General features: G+C 68.3%; 20 protein-coding genes. 12 read left to right on the top strand and 8 right to left on the bottom strand.

The window, feature by feature from the left end:
* Positions 1 to 30: 30 nt before the first annotated feature.
* From ACGVWT_RS04250 to ACGVWT_RS04240, 3 genes are all read left to right on the top strand, one after another.
* Positions 31 to 1359, top strand: coding sequence for a methyl-accepting chemotaxis protein (locus tag ACGVWT_RS04250; protein ID WP_315461554.1), 1329 nt, complete (start codon positions 31 to 33; stop codon positions 1357 to 1359).
* Between the two features lie 64 nt (positions 1360 to 1423).
* The gene (locus ACGVWT_RS04245) at positions 1424 to 2131 is read left to right on the top strand and encodes an SDR family NAD(P)-dependent oxidoreductase (RefSeq protein ID WP_315461555.1); all 708 of its coding nucleotides are present in this window, start codon (positions 1424 to 1426) and stop codon (positions 2129 to 2131) included.
* Positions 2121 to 3071, top strand: coding sequence for a 50S ribosomal protein L11 methyltransferase (locus tag ACGVWT_RS04240; RefSeq protein ID WP_315461556.1), 951 nt, complete (start codon positions 2121 to 2123; stop codon positions 3069 to 3071). The genes ACGVWT_RS04245 and ACGVWT_RS04240 overlap by 11 nt, the downstream gene beginning before the upstream one ends.
* A 185-nt stretch (positions 3072 to 3256) precedes the next feature.
* On the opposite strand, the gene phhA is transcribed toward ACGVWT_RS04240, so the two are convergent.
* Positions 3257 to 4126 carry a phenylalanine 4-monooxygenase gene (gene phhA / locus ACGVWT_RS04235; RefSeq protein ID WP_315461557.1) on the bottom strand — a complete coding sequence of 290 codons (870 nt, stop codon included), beginning with the start codon at positions 4124 to 4126 and terminating at the stop codon, positions 3257 to 3259.
* 40 nt (positions 4127 to 4166) lie between these two features.
* Between phhA and ACGVWT_RS04230 the strand changes: the two genes are divergently transcribed.
* Together ACGVWT_RS04230 and ACGVWT_RS04225 are read left to right on the top strand one after the other, a co-directional pair.
* On the top strand, positions 4167 to 4826 hold the full coding sequence (locus ACGVWT_RS04230) for a DUF2459 domain-containing protein (RefSeq protein ID WP_315461558.1): 660 nt from the start codon (positions 4167 to 4169) through the stop codon (positions 4824 to 4826).
* Positions 4817 to 5605, top strand: coding sequence for an alpha/beta fold hydrolase (locus ACGVWT_RS04225; protein ID WP_315461559.1), 789 nt, complete (start codon positions 4817 to 4819; stop codon positions 5603 to 5605). The genes ACGVWT_RS04230 and ACGVWT_RS04225 overlap by 10 nt, the downstream gene beginning before the upstream one ends.
* Before the next feature lie 364 nt (positions 5606 to 5969).
* Here ACGVWT_RS04225 and ACGVWT_RS04220 read toward each other — a convergent pair whose 3' ends face one another.
* Both ACGVWT_RS04220 and ACGVWT_RS04215 read right to left on the bottom strand, forming a co-directional pair.
* The gene (locus tag ACGVWT_RS04220; protein WP_315461560.1) at positions 5970 to 6257 is read right to left on the bottom strand and encodes a hypothetical protein; all 288 of its coding nucleotides are present in this window, start codon (positions 6255 to 6257) and stop codon (positions 5970 to 5972) included.
* Entirely contained in the window at positions 6258 to 7304 is a 1047-nt protein-coding gene (locus ACGVWT_RS04215) for a glycerophosphodiester phosphodiesterase (protein ID WP_394425490.1), read from the bottom strand.
* Between the two features lie 99 nt (positions 7305 to 7403).
* Here ACGVWT_RS04215 and ACGVWT_RS04210 point away from each other — a divergent pair, with 99 nt between their 5' ends.
* From ACGVWT_RS04210 to ACGVWT_RS04185, 6 genes are all read left to right on the top strand, one after another.
* Positions 7404 to 7952, top strand: a complete 549-nt coding sequence (locus ACGVWT_RS04210) for a 2Fe-2S iron-sulfur cluster-binding protein (protein WP_116461650.1) — start codon at positions 7404 to 7406, stop codon at positions 7950 to 7952.
* Positions 7949 to 8929 (top strand): xanthine dehydrogenase family protein subunit M, encoded by a 981-nt coding sequence (locus ACGVWT_RS04205; protein ID WP_315461562.1) that lies wholly within the window; start codon positions 7949 to 7951, stop codon positions 8927 to 8929. Before ACGVWT_RS04210 ends, ACGVWT_RS04205 begins: the two co-directional genes overlap by 4 nt.
* Before the next feature lie 3 nt (positions 8930 to 8932).
* Entirely contained in the window at positions 8933 to 11167 is a 2235-nt protein-coding gene (locus ACGVWT_RS04200) for a xanthine dehydrogenase family protein molybdopterin-binding subunit (protein WP_116461648.1), read from the top strand.
* A 180-nt stretch (positions 11168 to 11347) separates the two neighbouring features.
* The gene (locus ACGVWT_RS04195; RefSeq protein ID WP_315461563.1) at positions 11348 to 13552 is read left to right on the top strand and encodes a xanthine dehydrogenase family protein molybdopterin-binding subunit; all 2205 of its coding nucleotides are present in this window, start codon (positions 11348 to 11350) and stop codon (positions 13550 to 13552) included.
* Between the two features lie 145 nt (positions 13553 to 13697).
* The gene (locus tag ACGVWT_RS04190; protein WP_315461564.1) at positions 13698 to 14621 is read left to right on the top strand and encodes an XdhC family protein; all 924 of its coding nucleotides are present in this window, start codon (positions 13698 to 13700) and stop codon (positions 14619 to 14621) included.
* The gene (locus tag ACGVWT_RS04185; protein WP_315461565.1) at positions 14608 to 15219 is read left to right on the top strand and encodes a nucleotidyltransferase family protein; all 612 of its coding nucleotides are present in this window, start codon (positions 14608 to 14610) and stop codon (positions 15217 to 15219) included. The genes ACGVWT_RS04190 and ACGVWT_RS04185 overlap by 14 nt, the downstream gene beginning before the upstream one ends.
* Positions 15220 to 15593: 374 nt before the next feature.
* Here the strand turns inward: ACGVWT_RS04185 and ACGVWT_RS04180 are convergent, their stop codons facing one another.
* The 5 genes from ACGVWT_RS04180 to ACGVWT_RS04160 form a co-directional block, all read right to left on the bottom strand.
* A complete protein-coding gene (locus tag ACGVWT_RS04180) occupies positions 15594 to 16799 on the bottom strand; it encodes an ABC transporter permease (protein WP_116461644.1) in 1206 nt (401 codons plus the stop codon).
* Positions 16800 to 17516, bottom strand: a complete 717-nt coding sequence (locus tag ACGVWT_RS04175; protein ID WP_315461566.1) for an ABC transporter ATP-binding protein — start codon at positions 17514 to 17516, stop codon at positions 16800 to 16802.
* Between the two features lie 176 nt (positions 17517 to 17692).
* Positions 17693 to 19093 (bottom strand): efflux RND transporter periplasmic adaptor subunit, encoded by a 1401-nt coding sequence (locus ACGVWT_RS04170; RefSeq protein WP_315461567.1) that lies wholly within the window; start codon positions 19091 to 19093, stop codon positions 17693 to 17695.
* Entirely contained in the window at positions 19093 to 20586 is a 1494-nt protein-coding gene (locus ACGVWT_RS04165; protein ID WP_315461568.1) for an efflux transporter outer membrane subunit, read from the bottom strand. Before ACGVWT_RS04165 ends, ACGVWT_RS04170 begins: the two co-directional genes overlap by 1 nt.
* 70 nt (positions 20587 to 20656) lie before the next feature.
* On the bottom strand, positions 20657 to 21439 hold the full coding sequence (locus ACGVWT_RS04160; protein WP_315461661.1) for an enoyl-CoA hydratase-related protein: 783 nt from the start codon (positions 21437 to 21439) through the stop codon (positions 20657 to 20659).
* A 365-nt stretch (positions 21440 to 21804) separates the two neighbouring features.
* On the opposite strand from ACGVWT_RS04160, the gene ACGVWT_RS04155 reads away from it, so the two are divergent.
* Positions 21805 to 24855 carry a TonB-dependent receptor domain-containing protein gene (locus ACGVWT_RS04155; protein WP_315461569.1) on the top strand — a complete coding sequence of 1017 codons (3051 nt, stop codon included), beginning with the start codon at positions 21805 to 21807 and terminating at the stop codon, positions 24853 to 24855.
* The last annotated feature ends 39 nt before the right edge of the window (positions 24856 to 24894 follow it).

The following is a 24894-nucleotide window of genomic DNA, read 5'->3' as shown; positions in this document are numbered from 1 at the left end:
CGCCCCGTCCGCTGCGGGGCTGATCGCATCATGCCACGGCGCATCATCGACCATCTGGGCGAATATGACTGGGACGGCACGCTCGCCGACACGTCGCGCGACATTTGCGCCCTGCTGTCGGAGGCGGATTATCGCGACATCGCGCGCTGCTTCTGGGACCAGTATCTCTCGCTGCCCGCGACGCAGCCGGTCCGCCACCTGTTCCACGGTGAACGGCTGGAGCGGCGGATGCGCGAGAGCATCGAATATGCCCACCTGAAATACGGCAATCCGTTCGACGAGGCCTGGGTGAAGATCGCGCACCGCCACGCCGACCAGTGCCTGCGATCGAACGTCCCCCTGCCCAGCCTGCAGGCGGCGCTCGCCCACTCGCACAGCCACACGGTCCGTATCCTCGAAGGCTATTGCACGGGCGATACGCAGCGCCTGTTGCGCATGTGCGACGCGGTGCAACGTATCTCGCTGGTCGAGGCCGATCTAATGTCGGGCTATCTCGCCAAGGTCCACGAGGATCAGGCGCGCAGCGAGCGGCAGGAACGCTCCGCCGCCTTCCGCGAAAGCATTGCCGTGTCGATCGAGGGGGCGGTGGCGCTGGGCGCGCGCATCCGCGTGCAGGCCGACGCCGCCTCTACCTCGACGCGGACCGTCATGGAAAAGGCGAGCAGCGTCGCCAGCGATGCCGAGGAAACCGCGCTCGCCATGCGCAGCGCCGCGCATACCGCCGCGGGCCTGACGCATGCGATCGAAAGCGCCCGCACCGAGGTGGAAGCCGCCGCCGGCATCGCGACGCGCGCCAGCGAACATGCCGTCGATGCGGTGCGCGCCAGCGAGACGCTGTCCGATCACGCGAAATCGATCGAATCGATCCTGGGCCTGATCCGCGACATCGCCGGGCAGACCAACCTGCTCGCGCTGAACGCGACGATCGAGGCGGCGCGTGCAGGCGACGCCGGCCGCGGCTTCGCCGTCGTTGCGCAGGAGGTGAAGAGCCTCGCCAACCAGACCGCGCGCGCGACCGACGATATCGCCGCCAAGATCGCCGCGATTCAGGCGGCGACGCGCTCCACCGTCGAAACCAACATCAGCATCCGCCAGACGGTGGATGCGGCGCGCAACTCGGCGCTGCGCATCCGCAGCGCGATGGAGGAACAGGCGCGCACGGTCGACACCATCACCGCCGCGATCGACGAAGGCGCGCTCGCCGCCGACACGATGGCGGCGACGGTCGACACGATCCGCGACGACACGCATGCCGTCGTCGGCGAGATCGTGTGCCTGGGCGCCGGCTTCAGCGAGGTCGGCGACCGGCTGGCACAACTGCAACGCTCCGCCGAAAGCTTCTCCGCCAGCGTAGCCTGACGCGGGTTTCCGCGCCTGCCGCGGGTAGTTGCCCGCCCGGCCACCGCCGGTTAGGGCCGCGGCCATGACCATAATCGTAACCGGATCGAGCCGCGGCATCGGCGCCAGCATCCTCGCGACGCTCCGCGATGGCGGCCATGCCGTCATCGGCCAGGCGACCACCACTGCCAGCGGGGCAGATATCGCGGCCGATTTCGCCGACCCCGCCGCCCCCCGCGCGCTGTGGGATGCGGCGCTCGCCCGGGCCGGCGGCACGATCGACGTGCTGATCAACAATGCCGGCGTGTTCGAAGCCAATCCGCTCGACCGACCGTCCGACGACTGGGTCGCCGACTGGGAACGGACGCAGCGCATCAATTTGACCGCCGCCGCCGAACTCTGCCGCCTCGCCGTGCTCCACTGGCAGGACCGCAAGGTCGGGGGCCGCATCGTCAACGTCGCCAGCCGCGCCGCCTATCGCGGCGACAGCCCCGCCCACTGGCATTATGCCGCGGCCAAGGCCGGCATGGTCGCGATGACCAAGACGATCGCACGCGCCTATGCGAAAGACGGCATCCTCGCCTTCGCCATCTGCCCCGGCTTCACCATGACCGGCATGGCGGACGATTATCTGGCCAGCCGCGGTGGCGACAAGCTGCTGGCCGACATTCCGCTGGGCCGCGTCGCCGATCCGGACGAGGTGGCGACGCTCGCCCGCTTCTGTGCCCTCGAAGCGCCCGCCTCGATGACCGGCGCGGTGCTCGACATCAATGGAGCGTCCTATGTCCGGTGATAGCTGGCGGATCACTCTGCCCTGCACCCGCGCCGAAGCAGAGGCGATCGACAGCGCCTCCGATCTCGCGATCGACGCGGTGCTGATGACCACCGAAGAGGTGGAGGACGACGTCGAACGCTGGCGGCTCGACGCCTATGTCGAGCATGAGCCCGATGCAGCGATGCTCGCGACGATCCACGCCCTGGTGCCGAGCGCGAGCGGCCACGACCCCGTCGTGACGCAGCTGGGCGACGAGGACTGGATCGCGATGAGCCAGGCCGGGCTGGAGCCGATCCGCGAGGGCCGCTTCGTCGTCCACACCAGCGCGCATCCCGTCGCAGCGCCCGCGGGTGGCCGCGCCTTCCTGATCGATGCGGGGCAGGCCTTTGGCACCGGCCATCACGGCACGACCAGCGGCTGCCTCGCCATGCTCGACGGCCTGGCGGTGGCGGGCAAGACCTTCACCCGGGCGATCGACGTTGGCACCGGCACCGGCCTGCTCGCCTTCGCCGCGGTCGAACTGTGGCCCGATGCGCTGGTCGTCGCGACCGACATCGATCCCGTCGCGGTCGACGTGACGCGCGACAATGCCGCGTTGAACGGCATCGCGGCGGACGCGGTGACGCTGTTCGTCGCCGACGGCGCGCGCCACCCCGATATCGACGCGACCGCGCCCTACGATCTGGTGATCGCCAACATCCTCGCCGGCCCGCTGGTGTCGATGGCGCCCGAGCTCGCCGCGATCGCTGCGCCGCACGCGACGATCGTGCTGGCGGGGCTGCTGGAAACGCAGCGCGAGACCGTCGTCGCGGCCTACACCGCCTGCGGCTGCACGCTCGACGCGATCGACCGCCGCGGCGACTGGACCGTCCTGCGCCTCACCGCGGGCGCGGACCGCTACGTGCCGACCGCACCCTTCGACCCCAAGGGCCGCGACGGCTGGGCGCTGGACCTGTAATCCTCACCTCGTCATCCCGGCCCTGAGCCGGGATCCCGCTTCTCTCCCGGCCGGCCGAGAGCGGGACCCCGGATCACGTCCGGGGTGACGGGTATGGCGGGGATCCATAACCTTTACCCTCACGGCCCGTTCAAAGGCCTGCGCGTCTGGACTCCCGCGTCCGCGGAAATGACGCCCTCGTTACCTCAACCCGCCTTCCCCCGCGCATAGGCCTGCGTGCCGTGCGTCAGCACCTCATCCCCCTCCATGATCGCCGCGACCGGAATGTCCTCCTGCGCCTTCAGTTCTTCATACAAAGGCGCAAAGTCCGTCTCGACCGTCACCCGCAGCAGTTCATCGAAGCTCGGAATGACGAAGTAATTCTGCTGAAAATCGTCGATCCGATACTCCGTCCGCATCACGCGCGCGATGTCGAACCCGATGCGATTGGGGCTGGGATCGTCGAGCGCGAAGCGGCTTTCGGCATAGCTCGACACGATGCCCGAGCCGTAGATGCGCAATCCCTCGGGCTCCTGGATCAGCCCGAACTCCACCGTATACCAGTACAGCCGCCCCAGATATTTCAGCGCATCGTGCTGCATCGCACGCTGCCCGCCGCGGCCGTATGCCTCCAGGTAATCGGCGAACACCGGATCGGCGATCATCGGGACATGGCCGAACACGTCGTGGAAGACGTCGGGTTCCTGCAAATAGTCGAGCTGGTCCGGCCGGCGGATGAAATTGCCCGCGACGAAGCGGCGATTCGCCATGTGATCGAAAAAAACATCGTCCGGCACCAGCCCCGGCACCGCGACCACCTGCCACCCCGTCAGCTTCATAAGCCGTTCGGACAGTTCCTCAAAATCCGGGATGCCGGGTTTCGACAGCTTCAGCACGTCGAGCCCGCGCAGATAGGCGTCGGATGCGCGGCCGGGAAGCAGTTGGGATTGGCGCGCGAACAGCGTATCCCAGGTCGCATGCTCCTCCGCCGTGTAATGCTGCCAGTTCTGGGGGATCGTCCAGTCTGCGGCGGCATCGGTGGGGGGCGAAGCGAGCGCGTGCGTGTCTGTGGCCATGGCATGGCGTAACATAAGGTTTCGGATGATACTATATGGCGTGATACGTCGGATCGGTCGGGGACTGCTCGTGGCGCTGGCGGTGCTGGCGATGATCGGCGGCGGCTATGCGGCGGCGGGGATGATCGGGGGCGCCATTCCCGTCAACGCCGCCTGGCGCCCGCCGACGGACGGCGTACGCGTCTATCTCGAATCGAACGGCGTGCACGTCGCCCTGGTGCTGCCCAAGGTCGCAGCCGGAATCGACTGGCGCGACTGGGCACCGGGAGCCGACCTCGCCGATCCGCGTTATGCCCGTTATGACCATATCGCGATCGGCTGGGGCGAACGGACCTTCTTTTTCGATACGCCGACTTGGGCGGATGTACGGCTGGCGACGATCCTCCACGCCGCGATCGGCAGCGACGCGACGCTGCTCCATGTCGAGCACATCCCCGCGCCTGCGCCCGGCGACGGCATTCGCGTCGTGACGCTGCGGCCCGAGGAATATCGCCGGCTCGCGGCCGGCATTCGTGCCAGCGCCGCGCCGGTGCGCCGCAGCTTCCGCGGCTATGGCGCGAACGACGTCTTCTATGCCGGCACCGGCCATTACAGCGCCCGGCACACCTGCAACGCCTGGGTCGGCGCGACGCTGGCGAACGCGGGCGTGCGGGTCGGCCGCTGGACGCCCTTCCCGATCACGGTTCTGTCATGGTTCTGAGCCGGTTGCAGACCGGCCTCGCCCGCTGGCGCAGCGAACCGCCGCCGCATGCCCGTTTCGGCACGCGCTTCGACGCGCCCCCTCCCCCGCCCAAGGCACTCGCGGCGAGCGAGGTGCCGCGCGTCGCCTGGATGCTCGCGACGCGCTGGCGGCATGCCGCCGCGCTGGCCGCGGTACCGCCGGGTGCGGGCGGCACGGTGATGATCCTGCCCGGGCTGTTCGACGCCGACGGCTCCAGCCTCGTGCTACGGCGCTTTCTCGAAGGGCTTGGCTATCGCGCCGAAGGCTGGGGGCTGGGCCGGAACCTGGGCGTCAAAAGCGTCGGCGCGGAGGCCGAGCGATTGATCGCACGCGTCGAGGCATTGGAGGCGGAGGACGGGCCGGTCACGCTGGTCGGCGTCAGCCTCGGCGGCATCATGGCGCGGCTGGTCGCGCATCGCCGACCGGATCTGGTGCGGCGCGTGGTGACGGTCAGCTCGCCCTATGCCGGCTGGGGCCGCGCCACCAACGTCTGGCGCGCGTTCGAATGGGCGACCGGCGAGCGTGTCGACGACCCCGCCGTGATCGCCCGCAGCGAAGCGATCGCCGCGCCGCTGCCGGTGCCCTGCACCGCGATCTGGAGCCCGCACGACGGCTTCGTCAACGGCTTCATCTGCCACGATCCCAGCGCGGAGGCGGTGCAGGTGAACAGCGGCCACCTGGGCGTGCATATCCACCCCGAAGTGCTGATCGCCGTGGCAGCGGCGCTGGCAAAGGACGCCGTCGCGCAGGATCGGTGAGCGCGCGCGGGGCGTCGCTGGCCTACCGTGGCTCCGGCGAAGCCTTACCCGACGCACCTTTGCCCCCCGGCATCCCTCCCTCCGTCATTCCCGCGAAGGCGGGAATCCAGACTGGCTGACCGTGCGGCTCCATCGCAACCGTCAGAGGTTCTGGATTCCAGCCTTCGCGGGAATGACGGGAGTGTGGGTCTCAGGCGCCGCTTCCCCCACTCTCGTCATCCCGGCGAACGCCGGGATCCATGGACGCGGGCGGCGGACGGCGGCGAACACCAACGGCAACTACCGCAACCATGGATCCCGGCGTTCGCCGGGATGACGGAAGGGGCGCAATTGAAGACGGCGCCACGCCAGCCGCCGCCCCCCATCAATACCCCGCGCGATACCCGGAATAGCGGCACGCATCCTGATCGTCGGGATGCTTGCGGCATTGCTCCGCGGCCTTGCGGCGCTCGCGCCCCTCTTTCGCTTCCTGCTTGCGCATCTTGCGCCCGTAATTGCGATCCGCCTCCTCCTGGCTGGTCGTCGTCCAGTCGACCGCCTTGCCGGCAACCTTGAACGGCGCCTTCACGATCGTGGCGGCGGTGCTGACGCAGCCGGTGGTGGCGAGCGCGAGGGGTATCAGGACAACACAGGAAACAGGGGCGATACGCATTTACGGATGATCCTTGGCCGACCGAAGGGTCTGTACGCCAATTAGCGGATAATCCGTGAAGAATCCGTCGATCCCCTGCGCCAGCCCGGCTTTGATCTCGCCCGCGATATCGCCATGCGCGGCCTTGTCCGTACCCCGGCGGAAGCGGGGCGGTAGGAAGGCGTTTTCGGCCCGGTACGTCCACGGGTGGACGCGCACGCCCGCGGCATGCGCATCGGCGATGAGGGTGGAGGGCGTGGTCGCCGTCTTGTCCGTCCACAGCTGCGCCTTGTCGGGCCCGATGCCGAAGGCATAGGTCGCAATCTGCTGCAGCCCCGCAGGCGTCAGCATCGCGGCATAGGACGGCGCGGCGCCATCCGCCGGCGCGCCCTCGCCCGCGACGAGCTGGATCAGGCGGATGCCGGTCATCGCGTGGATGCGCTGGAGATTCTTGACCTCGAACGACTGGATGAACACCGGCGCGCTGGCATCATGCCACCCCGCCTTGCGCAATTGTTCGACCAGCAGGACGTCGGTTGGATGGCCGATGCTTGCGAAATAGGTCGGGTGCTTGGTCTCGGGATAGATGCCGATCGTACGCCCCAGTTCCTTCGACCGGCGCTTGGCGAGGTCGATGATCTCGGCCAGCGTCGGCACCTGATACCGGCCGTCATAGGCGGCATTGCCCGGGCGCAGCTGCGGCAGGCGCTCCTTCGCGCGCAGCGTCTTCAGTTCGGCGAGCGTAAAATCCTCGGTGAACCAGTCGGTCATCGTCTGGCCGTCGATCGTCTTGGTCGTCTTGCGGTCGGCGAATTCGGGATGCTGCGCGACGTCGGTGGTGCCGCCGATCGCATTTTCATGACGCGCGACGAGCGCATTGTCCTTGGTCGGCACCAGATCGGGCTCGATGAAATCGGCGCCCTGCTCGATCGCCAGCTCGTACGATCCCAGCGTATGTTCGGGCCGCGACCCGCTCGCACCACGGTGCGCGATCACGATGGGAGGCGACAGGGGAGCATGCGTCATGGGACGATCCTGCCCGGTTGCGGGAACGGATGCCAGCAGCATCCCGGTGAGAGCGATTCGCAAAGCGGAAACCATCATGACCCGGAGCGTTACGGCCCTAATCTGACAGGGGTGCGACACCCCCGAACCGCGAGGGTTTCCATGCACTTCACGATCAACGGGCAGTCCTATCAGGCGGACCCCGATATCCGCACCTCGCTGCTCGACCTGTGTCGTGAGCATCTGGGGCTGACGGGCAGCAAGAAGGGCTGCGACCACGGCCAGTGCGGTGCATGCACGATGCTGGTCAACGGCCGCCGCATCAACAGCTGCCTCAGCCTCGCGGTGATGCACCAGGACGACGAGATCGTGACGATCGAGGGGCTGGGCACGCCCGACGATCTCCACCCGCTCCAGGCCGCCTTCGTGCGCCACGACGGTTATCAATGCGGCTATTGCACGCCGGGCCAGATCTGTTCGGCGGTCGGCATGATGGACGAGGTGAAGAAGGGTTGGCCGAGCCACGTCACTGGCGACCTCGACGCGCCCCGCTTCGACGACGGCGAGATTTCCGAACGGATGAGCGGCAATCTGTGTCGCTGCGCCGCCTATCCCAACATCGTCGATGCGATCCGCGAGGTGGCGGAAGCGAACGGCACCGTCGATATCGCCCTGCGCCATAGCAGCGCCAAGGCGGAGGCAGAGGCATGAAGACCTTCACCTATGCCAAGGCGGACAGCGCCGATGCCGCGGTGCGCGATGCGCACAGCTCGGGCGCCAAGTTCATCGCGGGCGGCACCAATCTGCTCGACCTGATGAAGCTGCAGATCGAAACCCCGGAAAAGCTCGTCGACATCAGCCGGCTGCCCTTGGGCGAGATCGAGGAGCGCGAGGATGGCGGCCTGACGATCGGCGCGCTCGTGCCCAATTCCGACCTCGCCGCCGACCCCCGCGTCATCGCGAAATACGAGGTGTTGAGCCGCGCCCTGCTCGCCGGCGCCTCCGGCCAGTTGCGCAACAAGGCCTCGACCGGCGGCAATCTGCTTCAGCGCACCCGCTGCTATTATTTCTACGACACCGCCATGCCCTGCAACAAGCGGGAGCCCGGCACCGGCTGTTCGGCGATCGGCGGATTCAACCGCATCCTGGCCGTGCTCGGCACGTCGGAGCAGTGCATCGCGACGCACCCCAGCGACATGGCGGTGGCGATGCGCGCGCTCGATGCGACGATCATCACCCAGCGCCCCGACGGCGACAAGCGCCGCATCTCGATCCACGATTTCTACCGCCTGCCCGGCGACACGCCGAACATCGAGACGGTGCTGGAGACGGGTGAACTGATCACCCACATCGAATTGCCCGCACCGCCCGCCGGCAAGCAGGTGTATCGCAAGGTCCGCGACCGCGCCTCCTATGCCTTTGCGATCGTATCGATCGCCGGCGTCGTCGAGGTGCAGGACGGCAAGATCGCCGCCGCATCGCTCGCCTTCGGTGGCCTTGGCCCGATGCCGTGGCGCAACCCCGCGGTGGAGGCCGCGCTGGTCGGCCAGGCGCCGTCCGACGCCGCATTCAACGCCGCGGCCGACGCGCTGCTGGCGGATGCCAAGGGCTATGGCTCGAACGACTTCAAGATCCCGCTGACGCGCCGGGTGCTCGTCGCCACGCTTCGCGATCTGACGGGAGAATAAGGCATGTTCGGTTTCGGCAAGGGCGACACCAACGCGCTCACCATGAATGCGGCGCATCCCGACAGCCTGCTCGACACGTCGGCGCAGGATGTGATCGGCAAGCCCATCGACCGTATCGACGGCCCGAAGAAGGTGTCGGGCAAGGCGACCTATGCCGCGGAATATGCGCTCGATAACGTCGCCTACGGCTATCTCGTCCGCGCCACGGTGGGCGCGGGCAAGATCACGTCGCTCGATGCCAGCCGCGCCAAGGCGTTGCCCGGCGTCATCGACGTCATCACCGATTACGCCAGCTTCATCCGCAACCCGCAGCAGGGCGGCGAGACAACCGCCCCGACGCAGGGCGTGGAGGATGTCGCCTATCACGGCGAGATCATCGCGATCGTCATCGCCGAAAGCTACGAAACCGCGCGCGACGCGGCCTTGCAGGTGAAAGTCGCGTATGAACCCGGCGAGGGCCGCTACGATTTCGAGGCGCACAAGAGCGAGGCGGAAGAGCCCAAGCCGCAACAGATCCCGCCGCACCACGATCAGGGCGATATCGACAAGGCCATGGCCGACGCCGCCTTCACCGTCGACGTCACCTATACCACGCCCTCGCAGAACTCCGCCGCGATGGAACCACATGCCAGCCTGGCGGTGTGGGAAGACGGCGCGCTGACGCTATACGGCGCGTACCAGATGCCCTCGTCCGACAAGCAGCAGCTTGCCAAGGCGCTCGGCGTATCGGCGGACAAGGTGCGGATCGTCGCGGCCTATGTCGGCGGCGGCTTCGGGTCGAAGCTCGGCATTGCGCCGGAAAGCGTCGCGGCGGCGATCGCAGCGAAGCGTCTGAACCGCCCGGTGAAGGCGGTGATGGCGCGCCAGCAGGTATTCGACGCAACCGTCCGCCGTTCGAACACAGAACAGCGGATGCGCCTGGGCGCGACCGCCGACGGCACGCTCACCGCGATCGGCCACGAAACCCTGGTCAGCAATCTGCCGGGCGAGGATTTCTTCGAACCCACCGGCATGGCGACGCACTTCCTCTATGCGGGCGAGAACCGGCGGATCACGCACGACATCGTCCGTCTCGACTGGCTGCTCGCCGGATCGATGCGCGCGCCGGGCGAAGCGGTCGGGTTGATCGCGCTGGAAGGCGCGATCGACGAACTGGCGGAGAAGATGGGCATCGACCCCATCGAACTCCGCCGCCGCAACGAGCCCGAGAAGGATCCGGAAAAGAACATCCCCTATTCGTCGCGTTCGCTGATCCCGTGTCTGGAACGCGGCGCGGAGGCGTTCGGCTGGTCGGGCCGCAAGCCCGCCGGCACCGACCGGCGCGGCGAATGGCTGTACGGCATGGGCGTCGCCTCCGCCGCGCGATCGAACATGCTGATGAAGTCCGCCGCCAAGGTCTCGATCGACGGCCAAGGCAAGGCGCATGTCGAAACCGACATGACCGACATCGGCACCGGCACCTATACGATCCTGGGCCAGATCACCGCCGAAATCCTCGGCCTGCCGATCGAGGACGTCACCGTCCATCTGGGCGATACCGATGCGCCGCCGGGTGCGGGGTCCGGCGGTTCGTGGGGCGCCGGGTCGGCCGGTTCGTCGGTCTATCTCGCCTGCGAAGCGCTGCGCACCAAGATCGCCAAGGCGATGGGCGTCGACGAGGGTGCGATGACGCTGAAGGACGGCCGCGTCATCGCCGACAATCGCAGCGTGCCGCTCGGCCAGCTGGTCGGCGACGGGATCGAGGCGACGGGCGAGATCAGCGCCGGCCATCAGGAAAAGACGTTCAACCAGGCGAGCTATGGCGCGCATTTCTGCGAGGTCGCAGTCCATGCGGTAACAGGTGAGGTGCGCGTCAAGCGGATGCTCGGCGTGTTTACTGCGGGCCGCATCCTCAACGCCAAGACGGCCCGCTCGCAATGCCTCGGCGGCATGACCTTCGGCATCGGCTGCGCGCTGTCCGAAGAGCTTGTCCATGATCCGCGCAACGGCAAGGTCGTCAACCGCGACCTCGGCGAATATCACGTCCCCGTGAACGCCGACGTGCCGCAGCTGGAGGTCGAATTCCTCCACGAACGCGATATCCAGGCTAACCCGCTCCACGCCAAGGGGCTGGGCGAACTCGGCATCTGCGGCGCGGCGGGCGCCGTCGGCAACGCGATCTACAACGCCACCGGCGTGCGCGTCCGCGACTTCCCGGTGACGCTCGACAAATTGCTGGAGGGGTTGCCGGCGGTGTGATGCCCCCGCCCCGTCACCCCGGCCTTGAGCCGGGGTCCCGCTTCTTCTTCGGGAGTACGGTAAATAGCGGGACCCCGGATCAAGTCCGGGGTGACGAAGTATGAAGGCACCACCCTTTCCCCCTCCCGCCCAACGCCTTACATTCTCCGCACCCGGTTCCGGGCAAGGACGTGAGCCTGTATGAACGAGATGACGATGGACCGCGCGTATCGCCCGCATGGGCTGGCGCACGGGCAACAGGGCGTGCTGGGCGCGCCGATCGACCGGATCGATGGGCCGGCGAAGGTCAGCGGCACCGCGACCTATGCCTATGAGGACGCGCCCGACGGCACGCTCTACGCCGCGATCGTCGGCGCGCCGGTGCCGCGCGGCCGCGTGACGGGGATCGACGCATCGGCGGCGGAGGCGCTGCCCGGTGTCGTCGCGGTCATCCACGACGACCCGCGCATGGTCACCGGCGGCAGCAATTCGCAAGGCGCCGCGCACAGCGGCACCGACGCCATCTTCCATTACGGCCAGCCCGTCGCGATCGTCGTCGCCGAGGATCAGGCGACCGCCCGCGATGCGGCGAAATGCGTCATCGTATCGGTCGAAGAAACCACTGCCCGCCTCGCGATGGCGGAGCAGTCGATCGAGCAGGATCACGACCTCGGCTTCCTGCCCGCGATCGACAAGGGCGACCTCGACGCCGCGCTGGCCGAGGCGCCCGTGACGGTCGACCTCGCCTATACGACGCCCGTCCACTTCCCCGCCGCGCTGGAACCGCATGCCAGCACCGTCTGGTGGCAAGATGGCGCGCTGACCGTGCGCACCAGCAACCAGGTGATCGGCGCCGCCCGCACCACGATCGCAAAAGCGCTGGGTCTCGATGCGGACAAGGTCCGCGTCCTCGCCCCCTTCGTCGGCGGCGGCTTCGGCGGCAAGACCGGCGTCGGGCCAGAGGTGATCCTCGCCGCCATCGCCGCGGGGAAGACAGGCCGCCCGGTCAAGGTCGCGCTCCCCCGCGCGCAGACCGCCTATCTCGTCCACCACCGCTCGGCGACGACGCAGCGCGTGCGGATCGCTGCCACGCAGGATGGCCGCATCACCGCCTTCGCGCATGAAGGCGTCGCCGCGCAGAACGACGATGCGCGCTTCCTCGAACCCATCCCGTTCGGCTCGCTGCCCCTCTACGGCGGCGAAAACCGCCGCTTCCGCACCGACCTCGTCCGGCTCGATCTGCCCGCGACCGGCGCGGTGCGCGCGCCGGGCGAGGCGATCGGCACCTTCGCGGTCGAATGCGCGATGGACGAGCTTGCCGAACGGCTGGGGCTGGACCCGGTCGAGTTGCGCCGGATCAACGAACCCGACGTCGATCCGGTCAGCGGCAAGCCCTTCTCCACCCGCCGCCTGCTCGATTGCTATGACGAAGGCGCCCGCCGCTTCGGCTGGGACGCACGCAACCGTACGCCCGGCGCCCGGCGCGAGGGCGAATGGCTGATCGGCCACGGCATGGCCGCGGCACTGCGCGGCAACTTCACCGTCAAGGCCGAAGCCGAGGTGCGACTGGAGGCCGATGGCCGCGCGGTCGTCGCCTGCGACATGACCGACATCGGCACCGGCACCTACACCATCCTTGCCCAGACGGTCGGCGAAATGCTCGGCCTGCCCGTCGCCTCGGTCGAGGTGCGGCTGGGCGACAGCGACCTGCCGCCCAGCGCCGGCTCGGGCGGATCGTTCGGTGCGGGCAGCGCCTGCGCCGCCGCTGCGCTCGCGTGCGAGGACATCCTCAGCGACCTCGCCCGCCGCATGAACGCCGCGCCCGAAGAACTGTCGCTCAAGGACGGCTGCGTCACCGCCGGCGGCCGCAGCGTCGCGCTTCCGGATCTGCTGCGTGGAGAGCCGATCGTCGCGCGCGGCAAGACCGCCCCCGGCAAGGAAAGCCAGCGCACCAGCCAGGCGAGCCACGGCGCCCATTTCGTCGAGGTCGCGGTCAACGCGATCACCGGCGAGGTGCGCGTCCGCCGCATGCTGGGCGTGTTCGACGTCGGCCGCGTCCTCAACGCGAAGACCGCGGCGAACCAGCTGATCGGCGGCATGGTCTGGGGCATCGCCTATGCGCTCAGCGAAGAGGCGGTGGTCGATCCGCGCTCGGGCCATTTCGTCAACCCGGACTTCGGCGAATATCACGTCGCCGTGAACGCCGATGTGCCGCAGATCGAGGTGCATTTCGTCGAGGAGATCGACGACAGCGCCAACCCGGCCGGCGCAAAGGGCGTCGGCGAGCTCGGCATCTCGGGCGCCGGCGCCGCGGTGGTCAACGCCATCTACAACGCCTGCGGCGTACGCGTCCGCGACTTCCCCGTCACGCTCGACGCCCTGCTGCCGGGGCTGCCGGCACTCTAACTCCTCCCCGCTCGGCGGGGAGGGGGACCGCCGCGAAGCGGTGGTGGAGGGGCGTCGCCCCAGACGCCATCGCCTGTGGAAAGCCCCCTCCACTAGCTGCGCTGGTCCCCCTCCCCGCCAAGCGGGGAGGATTGAAAGGTAGAATATGGCCGAAAACGACAGCGTCCTCGCCGCCGCGCGCGAATGGAAAGGCGAACCGCTCGCCATCGCCACCGTGGTTTCCACCTGGGGCAGCGCCCCGCGGCCGAAGGGCAGCCACATGCTCGTCCACGGCGATGGCCGGTTCGAAGGATCGGTGTCGGGCGGCTGCGTCGAAAGCGACATCCTGCAGACCGCCGCGGACGTCATTGCCGGCGCGCCCTTCCAGCTCAAGCGTTACGGCGTGGCGGATGCCGCGGCCTGGGAGGTCGGCCTGCCCTGCGGCGGCGAGATCGCGGTGATGGTGCAGCCCGTCTCCGCCACCGGCTTCGACCCCGAATTGTTCGACCGCATCGCCGAGGCGCGCGACCGCGGCGAGGCGCTGACCGTCACCACTGACCTTTCCACCGGCCACAGCGACCTGCGCCCCCAAGAGACGGGAGAGGTCTTCGTCAACCGCTACGATCCCCCGCGCCGCCTGCTGATCGTCGGCGCGGTGCAGATCGCGCAGAGCCTCGCCGCGCTGGCGACGACGCTCGGCATCGCCACGACCGTGATCGACCCGCGCGCCCGCTTCCTCACCGAAGAGCGCTTCCCGGGCGTGACGCTGGACGATCGCTGGCCCGACGAGGCGATCGCCGCGCTGAAGCCCGGCCCCGCCACCGCCGTCGTCACATTGAGCCACGACATCAAGATCGACGATCCCGCGCTGATCGCCGCGCTCGCCACCGACGCGCCGTACGTCGGCGCGCTCGGCAGCCGCCGCAGCCATGCCGCACGCCGCGAACGGCTGGCGGCAGAAGGCCTCAGCACGGCACAGATCGACCGGATCGACGCGCCCGTCGGCATCGATATCGGCGCGATCGGCCCGTCGGAAATCGCGCTGTCGATCGCCGCGGCCATGGTAGGAGCCTTTCATGATCGCCGCTGAAGACTGCGTATTGATATTGCTCGCCGCCGGGCGGTCGCAGCGGATGGGCGACCTCGGCAGCAAGCTCGACGAACCCTTCCTCGGCCGTGCGCTCGGCCTGCACGTCGCGGTCGCGCTCGAAGACATGCCGTTTCGCGAACGCGTCGCCGTCGTCGGCAAGGCGCAATGCGACTATGCCGCGCATGGCTATACGACCGTGCGGAACGACGACCCGGCGCTGGGCCTCGGCCGGTCGGTCGCGCTCGGCGTCGACTGCGCCCGCGCGCATGGCGCCCAGGCGGTGGTCGTCGCGCTCGCCGACATGCCGCGCGTCACCGCGACGCACATCTGGCACCTGCTCGAGGCTGCGGACGGCCCCGACGCCGTCGTCGCCTCCAGCGACGGCATCAGCCCCAAGCCCCCCGCCGTCTTCGGCCGCAACCGCTTCGACGCCCTGCTGGCATTGGAGGGCGACCAGGGCGCCCGCGACATGGTCCGCGGCGGCAAGCACGTCGTCACGACCCCCGCCGAACTGATCGACGTCGATACGCCCGAGGAACTGGAGCGGCTCCGCGCCCTCGTCGGCGCCCCCGAAACCTACACGCGCCTCCGACGGTAGGGTCCGCGGGACCGCAGCTCCCTTCCCCGTCGCCCCGGGCTCGACCCGGGGTCCCGCTTCTTCTTCGAACGCCCCGACAAACAGCGGGACCCCGGATCAAGTCCGGGGTGACGAACAATCTTAAAACCTGCCTTTACCCCCAGCCCGTCATTGCGAGCGAAGCGGTCAGCCGCCCCAACGACAAAAGCCATGTTGGACGCAACCCACCGCAACCCCTTCAGGTCAAACCGAGAAACCACCCCATCTGTCCTACACGCCGCCCCCGCGCTAACCCGGCGAACGCACCGAACCGCTCTGTCTCACCACCACCAAAACCGAAACGATACCCCCCGATCGTTTCCATTAAGGTGTTCATGTTGTCTATGTTGCGCGCCTTATTCGTGCCGCAGCGCGTCGATCGGGTTCAGCGCCGCCGCGCGCCGCGCCGGGAAATAGCCGAACACCACCCCGATCACCGCCGATATGCCGAACGCGATCAGGTTGATCTGCGGATCGAACGTCCAGGGCACCTGCATCAGCGGCACCAGCGCCAGGATCACGCCTTGCGCGATGATCAGCCCGACGATCCCGCCCAGGCACGACAGCGCCACCGCCTCGACCAGGAATTGCAACAGCACCTCGCGCGCGACCGCGCCGATAGCCAGGCGGATGCCGATCTCACGCGTCCGCTCGGTCACCGATACCAGCATGATGTTCATGATGCCGATCCCGCCGACGACCAGGCTGATCGCCGCCACCGCTGCGACGATCCGGGTCAGCAGCGTCGTCGTGCCGGTCAGCGTGTCGGATATCTGCTTGGTGTCGAAGATGTTGAAATCGTCTGGCCGCGCGCCGGTCAAGTGACGGCGCTCGCGCAGCAGCGCGGTGATCGACGACTGCACGGTCGCGCTGGAATAGGCTGGATCGACGCCGACCAGCATCACGCGCACGTCGTCGTTCCCGACGAAGCGGCGCTGCACCGTCTTGATCGGCATGACGACCACATCGTCCTGATCGCCGAAGCCGCCCTGCCCGCGCGTCGTCAGCACCCCGATCACGTCGCAGCTGACATTGCCCAGCCGGATGCGCGTGCCCACCGCATTGCCGGACGGGAACAGGTTCTTGCGCACGGTATTGCCGATCAGGCACACCGCCTTGCCCGCCTCCTGCTCCGCCGGCGACCAATAGCGCCCGGCGGCGAGCGGCCACGGCTGCACCGTGTTGAATGCCAGCGTCGTGCCGTTGATCGTCGTCGACCAGTTCGCGCCCTCGTAGATCGCGGTGGCGCTGGCATTGGTCTGCGGCGCGACCGCGGTGACCCCGGCGATCTGCGTCGCCACCGCGTCCGCGTCGGGCACCTTGAACGGCGGCGGCGGCGGACCGCCACCCCCCCGGCCGAAGCCCTGGCCGGGCCGCACCTGCAACACGTTGCTGCCCAGCGCGCTGATCTGCTGCTGCACCGCAGCCGTCGTCGCCTTGCCCAGCGTCACCATCGTGACGACCGCGCCGACGCCGATCACGATGCCCAGGATCGTCAGGAACGAGCGCAGCAGATGCCGCCGGATCGACCGGATCGCGAGGATGAAGGTGGTGCCTAGCATCTATGCCTCCACCGCCTCGCCCTGCCGATGCTGCGCCTCGATCCGCTCGACCAAACCGTCCTTGAAGTGGACGACCGTGCGCGCGAACGCCGCCATGTCGGGTTCGTGCGTCACCATCAGCACGGTGATGTTGGCGGTACGGTTGAGGTCGGTCAGCAATTCCATGATCTCGACGGATCGTTCGCTGTCGAGGTTGCCGGTCGGTTCGTCGGCGAGCAGCACATCGGGCTGCGTCACGATCGCCCGCGCGATGGCGACGCGCTGCTGCTGGCCGCCCGACAGTTCCGCGGGCGTATGATCCCACCAGCGATCGAGCCCCACCTTCTCCAGCGCCGCCATGCCCAGCTCACGCCGCGTCTTCTTGTCCTCACCGCGATAGAGCAACGGCAGCTCGACATTCTCCAGCGCGCTGGTGCGGCTGAGCAGGTTGAACCCCTGGAACACGAAGCCGAGATACCGCCGCCGCAGCAGCGCGCGCTGGTCGCGATCCAGCGTTTCGACATGATGGCCGCGGAACAGGAACGTCCCGCCGGACGGCACGTCGAGGCAGCCGAGGATGTTCATCGTCGTCGACTTGCCCGACCCCGACGGCCCCATGACCGCGACGAAATCGCCCGCCTGGATGTCGAGGTCGACGCCCTTCAACGCCTGAAACTGCGTCGCGCCGGTGCCGTAGACCTTGGTGACGTTGCGCAGCGCGATGAGCGGGTCAGCCATGGGCAACGTCCCGCTTTCCCGCCACGGAGGGAGGCACGCAACAGCGCCACGCCCTACCCGTCACCCCGGACTCGTTCCGGGGTCCACTCCGCGGCGAGGGGAATGGCTGGAGGCTCAAGCGCTGCCCCCGCTGCCCGGTGGACCCCGGAACAAGTCCGGGGTGACGGTGTGGCGAGTTACTGCCCACCGGCCCCGCCCCCGCGACGGCCACCGCCGGCACCACCGCCCGCACCGCCGCCGCGCCGCGATCCGCCGGCCTTGTCACCATTGCCCGCCAGCTGGCCGGTGATCACCTGCTGCCCCGGCTTCAGGTCGCCGCTCAGCACCTCGGTCATCGTGCCGTTGCTGTCGCCGGTCGTTACCTGCACCGGCTGCGGCTGGCCGTCGGCGCCCTTGACGTAGACGGTCTGCGTCGCGCCGCGGCCCAGCGTCGCGGTCCGCTCCGGTCGATCGCGCCGCGGGCGGAAGGTCAGCGATCCGGCGATGCCGCCGCTCGATCCGCCGGCCGACGCGCCATCGCTCGGCTTGAAGCGCAACGCCGCATTGGGGACGAGCAGCACGTTCTGCTTGTCCGACGTCACGATATCCGCGGTCGCGGTCATGCCCGGGCGCAGCTGCAACGAGGGGTTGGCGACCGTCAGGTCGGCGGCATAGCTCACCACCTGGTTCGACGAGGCGGTCGTCGCCGTCGTCGCGGTGGAGCTCGCCGAATTGACCGTCAGGTTCGATCCCAGATCGACGCGGTTGATGGTTGCGGGGAAGGTGCGGCCGGGGAAGGCATCGACGGTGAACGTCGCCTTCTGCCCGGTCTTCACCTCGCCCACGTCCGCCTCGTCGATCGCGACCTCCAGCTTCATCTGGGACAGGTCTTCGGCGATCACGAACAGGGTCGGCGTGTTGAACGAGGCGGCGACGGTCGCGCCCGGATCGATCTGGCGCGCGAGGACCACGCCGTTGACCGGCGAGCGGATGATCGCACGCTGCCGCTGCGTCTGGCTCTGCGCGAGCAACGCCTGCGAGGCGCTCACGTTCGCCTGCGCGGTCTTCAGCGCCGCGATCGCCCGCTGGTAATCCGCGCGGCCCGACTGGAGTTCGGTGCCCGACGGCACGCGCCCGTTCGACAGCTTGTACACCTCTTCGAGGCGGGCGAGCTGCGCGCGGCTTTCGGCGACGGTCGCCTGCGCCTGGTTCACCTGCGCTTGGTTGGCGGCAATCTGCGCGCGCTGCTGGCGGATCTGGTCGTCGATCTGCTGCGGGTCGATCAGCGCGAGCGGCTGGCCCGCCCGGACGCGATCGTTGACGTCGACCACCACCTTCGTGACGAGGCCCGACAGCTGCGAGCCGACCGTCACCTGATTGGTGGGGGCGAGCTTGCCCGTCGCCGACACGGTCACGGTCAGGTTGCCGCGCTCCACGCCCTGCGTCGCATAGCCGGCCTCCGCCTTGCCGCCGAAACAGCTCTTCAGCAGCAGCGCGAGCAGCACCACGCCGATCGCGACTAGCGCCCATTTCACATAGCGGCGCCACGCCGGCGCCGGCTTCACGCCGAGGAAATCGTCGAGCTGTGCGTCGGCCATCAGCGGGGTTCCGTTGCGAAAATGGGGGTGGCGCCGCGTTCGGGCGCCTGCGGCACGACACTGGGATCCCAGCCGCCGCCCAGCGCGTCGTACAGCGCGATCAGCGCGGTCGCCTGATCGGAGCGCGCCTGCGTCAGGCCGTTCTGCGCCGACAGCAGGGCGGCCTCCTGCTGGTTCAGCGTCGTGAAGTCGGTGAGCCCGGTGCGATACTGGCTGCGGCTCAGGATCGCCGAGGCGTTGGCGGCATCATAGGCGATGGCGAATTGCGTCTCGCGCCGCCGCGCCGAATCCAGCGCGACGATGGCATTTTCGATATCCTCGAGCGCCAGCAGCACCACGCCCTTGTAATTGGCGAAGGCGGTGTCGGCCGCCGCTTCGTTGCTGCGGACCTGCGCACGCAGCCGCCCGCCATTGAAGATCGCCTGCGTCAGCCCGGCGAACAAGCCGCCGGTGATCGCATCGCCGAGTCCGGTGAGGCTGGTCGCGTTGCTGTTGATATTCCCGGTGATCGCCAATGCCGGATAGAGCTGCGCCTTGGCGACGCCGATCCGCGCGGTGGCGGCGGCCAGGCTGCGTTCGGCACTGCGCACGTCGGGGCGCCGACGCAGCGCATCGGCGGGAATGCCGACGCCGACGCTCGCCGGCCCCTTCGGGATCGCACGCGGCGCGGCGAGCGCGCTACGCAACGCGCCGGGCGCCTGCCCGGTCAGCACACCCAGCCGCGCGACCGCGGCGGCATATTGCTGTTCGATCTGCGGCACGCTCGCCGCCGTCTGCGCCCGCTGGCTGCGCGCCTGCTCGACATCGACCGACGAGACGAGGCCCGCCTGCACGCGGAACCCCGCGATCTCCAGATTGTCGTCCTGGATGGCCAGGCTGGCGCGCGCATTGGCGAGCTGCGCCTGATAGGCGCGCGCCAGCACGTAGTTGCGCGCGACCTCGCTCTCAACGCTCAGCAGTACAGTCGCATAGTCGAACCCGCTCGCTTCATATTGCGCACGGCTCGCCTCCACCGTCCGACGGACCTCGCCGAACAGGCCGACCTGATAGCTCGCCGACAGGCCGGCAGAGAAGCTGTTGGTGCCGCCCCCGCCCGTGTCGACCACGGTGCCGTCGGGCAAAGTGAACGAACGGCCACCGCCGCGCAGATTCTCGTTGCGCTGATACCCCGCCGACCCCGACAGCGTCGGCAGCAGGGACGCGCGGCTCTGCACCAGCGCCTCGCGCGCCTGCCGCAGCCGCCCGATCGCCTGGGCGATATCGGTATTGGCGCCGCGCGCCTGCTCGACCAGCTGGCCCAGCACGGGATCGTCGAAGTTCGACCACCAGCGCGTCAGGTCTTCGGGACTGGCCGGCGCCGGCACCGAATAGGCGGTGGGAACGCCCAGCTCGGCGGGCGTCTTCGCGCGATAATCGGGGCCGACGGTGCAACCTGCCAGGGCCAGCGCGGCGAGCGCCGGAGCGGCGTACGGGGAAGCGGTCAGGCGAACCATGCGTCCTGTGTGATCAACACACCGCACCGCGTCCAGCGCTTTTGTGTCGCAAAATGTCACGCCCGCGTCATCAACGACCCTGAAACGCCGGCTTGCGCTTTTGCAGAAACGCCATGCCGCCCTCCGTCGAATCCGCCGATCCGCGCGCGGTGCGCTGCGCATCCGCTTCGGCGGCGAGCGCCGCGGCATAATCGCTCTCCATGGCCTGGCCCAAGGCGCGCCGCATCAGGCCCAGCGCCACCGTCGGCCCCGCCGCCAGCCGCGTCGCCAGCGCCAGCGCCTCGGCGTCCAGCGCCTCGTCGGCAACGACGCGATGGATCATGCCCCAGTCGAGCGCCTTGGCCGCGGGCACACGCTCGCCGAGCAGCATCATCTCCGCCGCGCGGGCACGCCCGATCAGCCGCGGCAGCATCCACGACGCGCCACCATCGGGCACCAGCCCGATATTGACGAACGCCTGCAGGAAATAGGCGGTCTCGCTCGCCACGCAGAAATCGGCCGCGAGCGCGAGGCTGCACCCGATCCCCGCCGCCGGTCCGCGCACCGCGCTGACCACCGGCACGCCCAAATCGGCGATCGCCAGCATCGTCGGGTTGTACTGGTCGGTCAGCGCCGCATAGGTCGTCTCGCCGGGATTGTCGGCGCCCAGCGCGCCGCCGCCGACGTCTGCGCCAGAACAAAAGGCCCGCCCCGCCCCCGCCAGCAGTACCGCCCGCGCGCCATCCAGACGCGCCAGCGCGTCGCGAAGCTCGTCGAACAGCGCCGGCGGCGCCGCATTCAGCCGATCGGGCCGGTTGAGCGTCAGTACCAGCACCTCGCCCTGCCGCTCGGCCAGAATATGCTCATACGCCATGGTCACGTCTTCCTCTCCCGTGCGCCGTCGATTCCACCGATCCGTCCGCCGCTCGCGCCGAGACATAGCGGAGTGCGGAGCGGGTGCCATAGGGGACTTTGGCCGATCTTGGGTCAGTCCATAACGTCATGCCTGATGGCAGAGGCATCAACGTTAGTGAGCATTGCGGACCTTTCGTGCGCCCACCACCGCCCTCGCGACGTTTTCCAATGCCCCAGCGCAACATAATAAGACAATGTTGCATACATATCACAACGCCAAGAAACGTTCACAATGCTGTCATTTTGTCGCTTGATCCGAATGCGGCGAACCGATCTTATGGTGCCTGCAGGCCCGTAAAGGGCTGGGACCAAAGGGGTTAATTCGTGAAACTGTCGCATCTCTATGCGGCGACGGCGATCCTGCCGCTCGCCCTCGCTACTGCTTTGCCTGCGTTTGCGCAGACCACCGCCACCGATACCCAGACCAGCCCGGTTCCCGACCCCACCCAGGTCCCGACCGACCAGCAGAACCCGCAGTCGCCCAATGCGGACGCGGGCAGCAATACGCAGAGCGGCGGCGACATCGTCGTCACCGGATCGCGCATCCGTCGCGACGAATTCTCCGTCTCCGATCCGATCACCGTCATCGGCAAGGACGAGATCACGCAGGCGGGCTTCGCCAGCGCCGCCGACGCCCTTCAGAGCAATGCGATCACGCAGGGCACGTCGCAGATCAACAACACCTACGGCGGCTTCGTCACCGACGGCGGCACGGGTGCGAACACACTGGGCCTGCGCGGCCTCGGCCCCAACCGCACGCTGATTCTGCTTAACGGCCGCCGTCTGGCGCCGGGCGGCACGCGCGGCTCGGTGGTCGCGGCCGACCTCAACGTGCTGCCAACCGCGATCATCGACCGGATCGAAGTGCTGAAGTCCGGCGCCTCGTCGGTCTACGGCTCGGACGCGGTCGCGGGCGTCGTCAACATCATCACCGACAAGGCGCTGACCGGCCTGCAGCTCGATCTGCAGACCAACGTGCCCGCGGTCGGGGCCGGCGTCGATCGCCGCGCCAGCGCCAGCTTCGGCATGCAGACCGATCGCCTCGGCATCATCGGCTCGCTCGAATATCGCAAGCGCAACGCGCTCGCGCGCGGCGACGTGCCGTTCTTCAATTGCCCGATCGGCGGGTTCCTCGACGGCCAGGGGTCGGCGTTCGGCTCGGGCGATCCCTTCCCGGTCGGCGATCCGCGCAACTGCTTCACGATCGACAATGGCGGCACCACGATCAACACGCTCGGTCTGCCGACGCGTCAGGCGATCGGCCGCACCAGCGGCGTGCTCGGCAACTTCAACCGCTTCGTCCCCGCCCCCGGCGTCACCACCGGGCCGTTCCCCGGCTATCTCGGCGTCGGCACCTATGACCGCGACACGTTCGATCCGGCGATGCAGCGCGAACCGCTCGTCACCGGCGTCGAAACCTACACGGGCTATCTGTCGGCGACCTACAAGCTGCAGGCGCTCGGCAATGCAGAGGTCTATGGCGAACTGCTCGGCACCCGCCGCAAGTCGGGGTCGCCGCTGTACCGCCAGTTGTCGCTCGACTATCTCCAGGGCAGCCCGCTGCTCCCGGCGAACATCCGCAACGGTGCCTTCGCCAACCCGACCAACACGTCGAGCGGCCAGATCATCGCGGCGCGCGCCTTCATCGGCTTCGGCCTGACCGAAGACGCGCAGACCGTCGATTACGTCCGCGCTTCGGGCGGCATCCGCGGCGACTTCTTCTTCCCCGGCTGGCGCTATGACGCCTATGTCGGCAAGTCGTGGAACGATGGCGTCTACACCGGTCAGTCGTTCCTGATCGATCGCCTCGCGAACTCGCTCAACGTCGTCGCCAACCCCGACGGCACGTTCAGCTGCGTCAGCGCGGCCTCCAACCCCAATTGCGTCGCCGCCCCCGCGCTGACCGCCGGGGTGATCGGCGGCCAGCTGCCGCAGAACTTCCGCAATTACATCTTGGCGAATACCCGCGGCACGACGGCGTTCCGTGAGACGACCTATGCCTTCAACATCGACGGACCGCTGTTCAAGCTGCCGGGCGGCGATGCGCAGCTGGCTTTGGGCGTCGAGCACCGCCGCCAGAGCATCAACGACCAGCCCGACATCAATTCGATTAACGGCAATCTGTTCGGCCTCACCGCCGCGACGCCGACGGTCGGCAAGGACAACGTCAAGGAAGCGTTCGGCGAAATCTACCTGCCGCTGCTGCAGGACCTGCCCTTCGCCTATCGCCTGAACGTCACCGCCTCGGGCCGCTATACCGACTACGCCTCCTACGGCTCGGGCACGACCTACAAGGTCTCGGCGGAATGGGAGCCGTTCCGCGGCTTCGGCTTCCGTGGCAGCTACGGCACGTCGTATCGCGCGCCGGCGCTCGCCGAACAGTTCCTGGGCGCGACCAGCGGCTTCCTGCCGACCAACTCCGACCCATGCAGTGCGCTGCCGGTGCCCGCGCAGCAGTCGCCCAACCAGCAGATCATCGCGCGCAACTGCGCCTCGATCGGCCTGCCGGCGGACTTCGAACAGCGCAACAGCATCACCTCGTTCCGCGTCGGCGGCGCAGAGGCGGGCTTGAGCGCGGAAACCTCGACGAACTGGACGGTCGGCGCGGTGCTGCGTCCGCGCCTGCCCGAATCGGTCGGCCAGCTGTCGCTGTCGCTCGACTATTTCGACGTGAAGGTCGACAATGGCGTGTCGGATCTCAGCGGGGCGACGATCCTGTCGCGCTGCTACAGCAACCCGAATTTCGATCCGAACGCCGGGTTCTGCCGCTTCGTGCAGCGTGACGCCAACCAGGCGCTCACCGTCACCAGCAGCTTCGTCAACCTGTCCGAAAACATCGTGAAGGGCTATGAGTTCAACGGCCGCTACGCCCGCGACCTGTTCGGCGGCAAGTTCGTCTTCAACGCGAACGTCACCAAGTACACCGAACAGTCGACCCGCCTGTTCCCCGAGGAATTCCTGACCGACGCCAACGGCATCGTCACCTCGCCGGAATGGGTCGGCAATTTCGACGCCAACTACACCTTCGGTCCGATGACCGTCCGCTACGGGCTCGACTGGATCGGTGGCGACCACAACAAGACCTATAACTATTTCGCGTTCGACAACCTGACCGGCATCACCGATCCGGCGCTGGTCCAGCAGTATCGCGACAATTACTTCCTGGAGGCGGACGGCTACGTCCTTCACCAGCTCTCGGTGCAGTTCAACGTGCAGAAGAAGTACCAGTTCACCTTCGGCGTGCGGAACCTGCTCGACACCAAGCCCCCGCGGATCAGCGCCATCGGTTTCACGACCATCGGCAATGCCCCGCTCTATTCGGGCTATGATTATGTCGGCCGGTCGTTCTTCGCGAACGTCAACGTCAAGTTCTAAGCTGCGACGGAAGGCTCCGGGGAGACCCGGGGCCTTTCC

The organism is Sphingomonas sp. S6, from assembly GCF_043498045.1.
Taxonomy (GTDB): Bacteria; Pseudomonadota; Alphaproteobacteria; order Sphingomonadales; family Sphingomonadaceae; genus Sphingomonas.
Note: the sequence above shows the minus strand (reverse complement) of the source record. Positions and strands in the feature narration are given on the sequence as shown.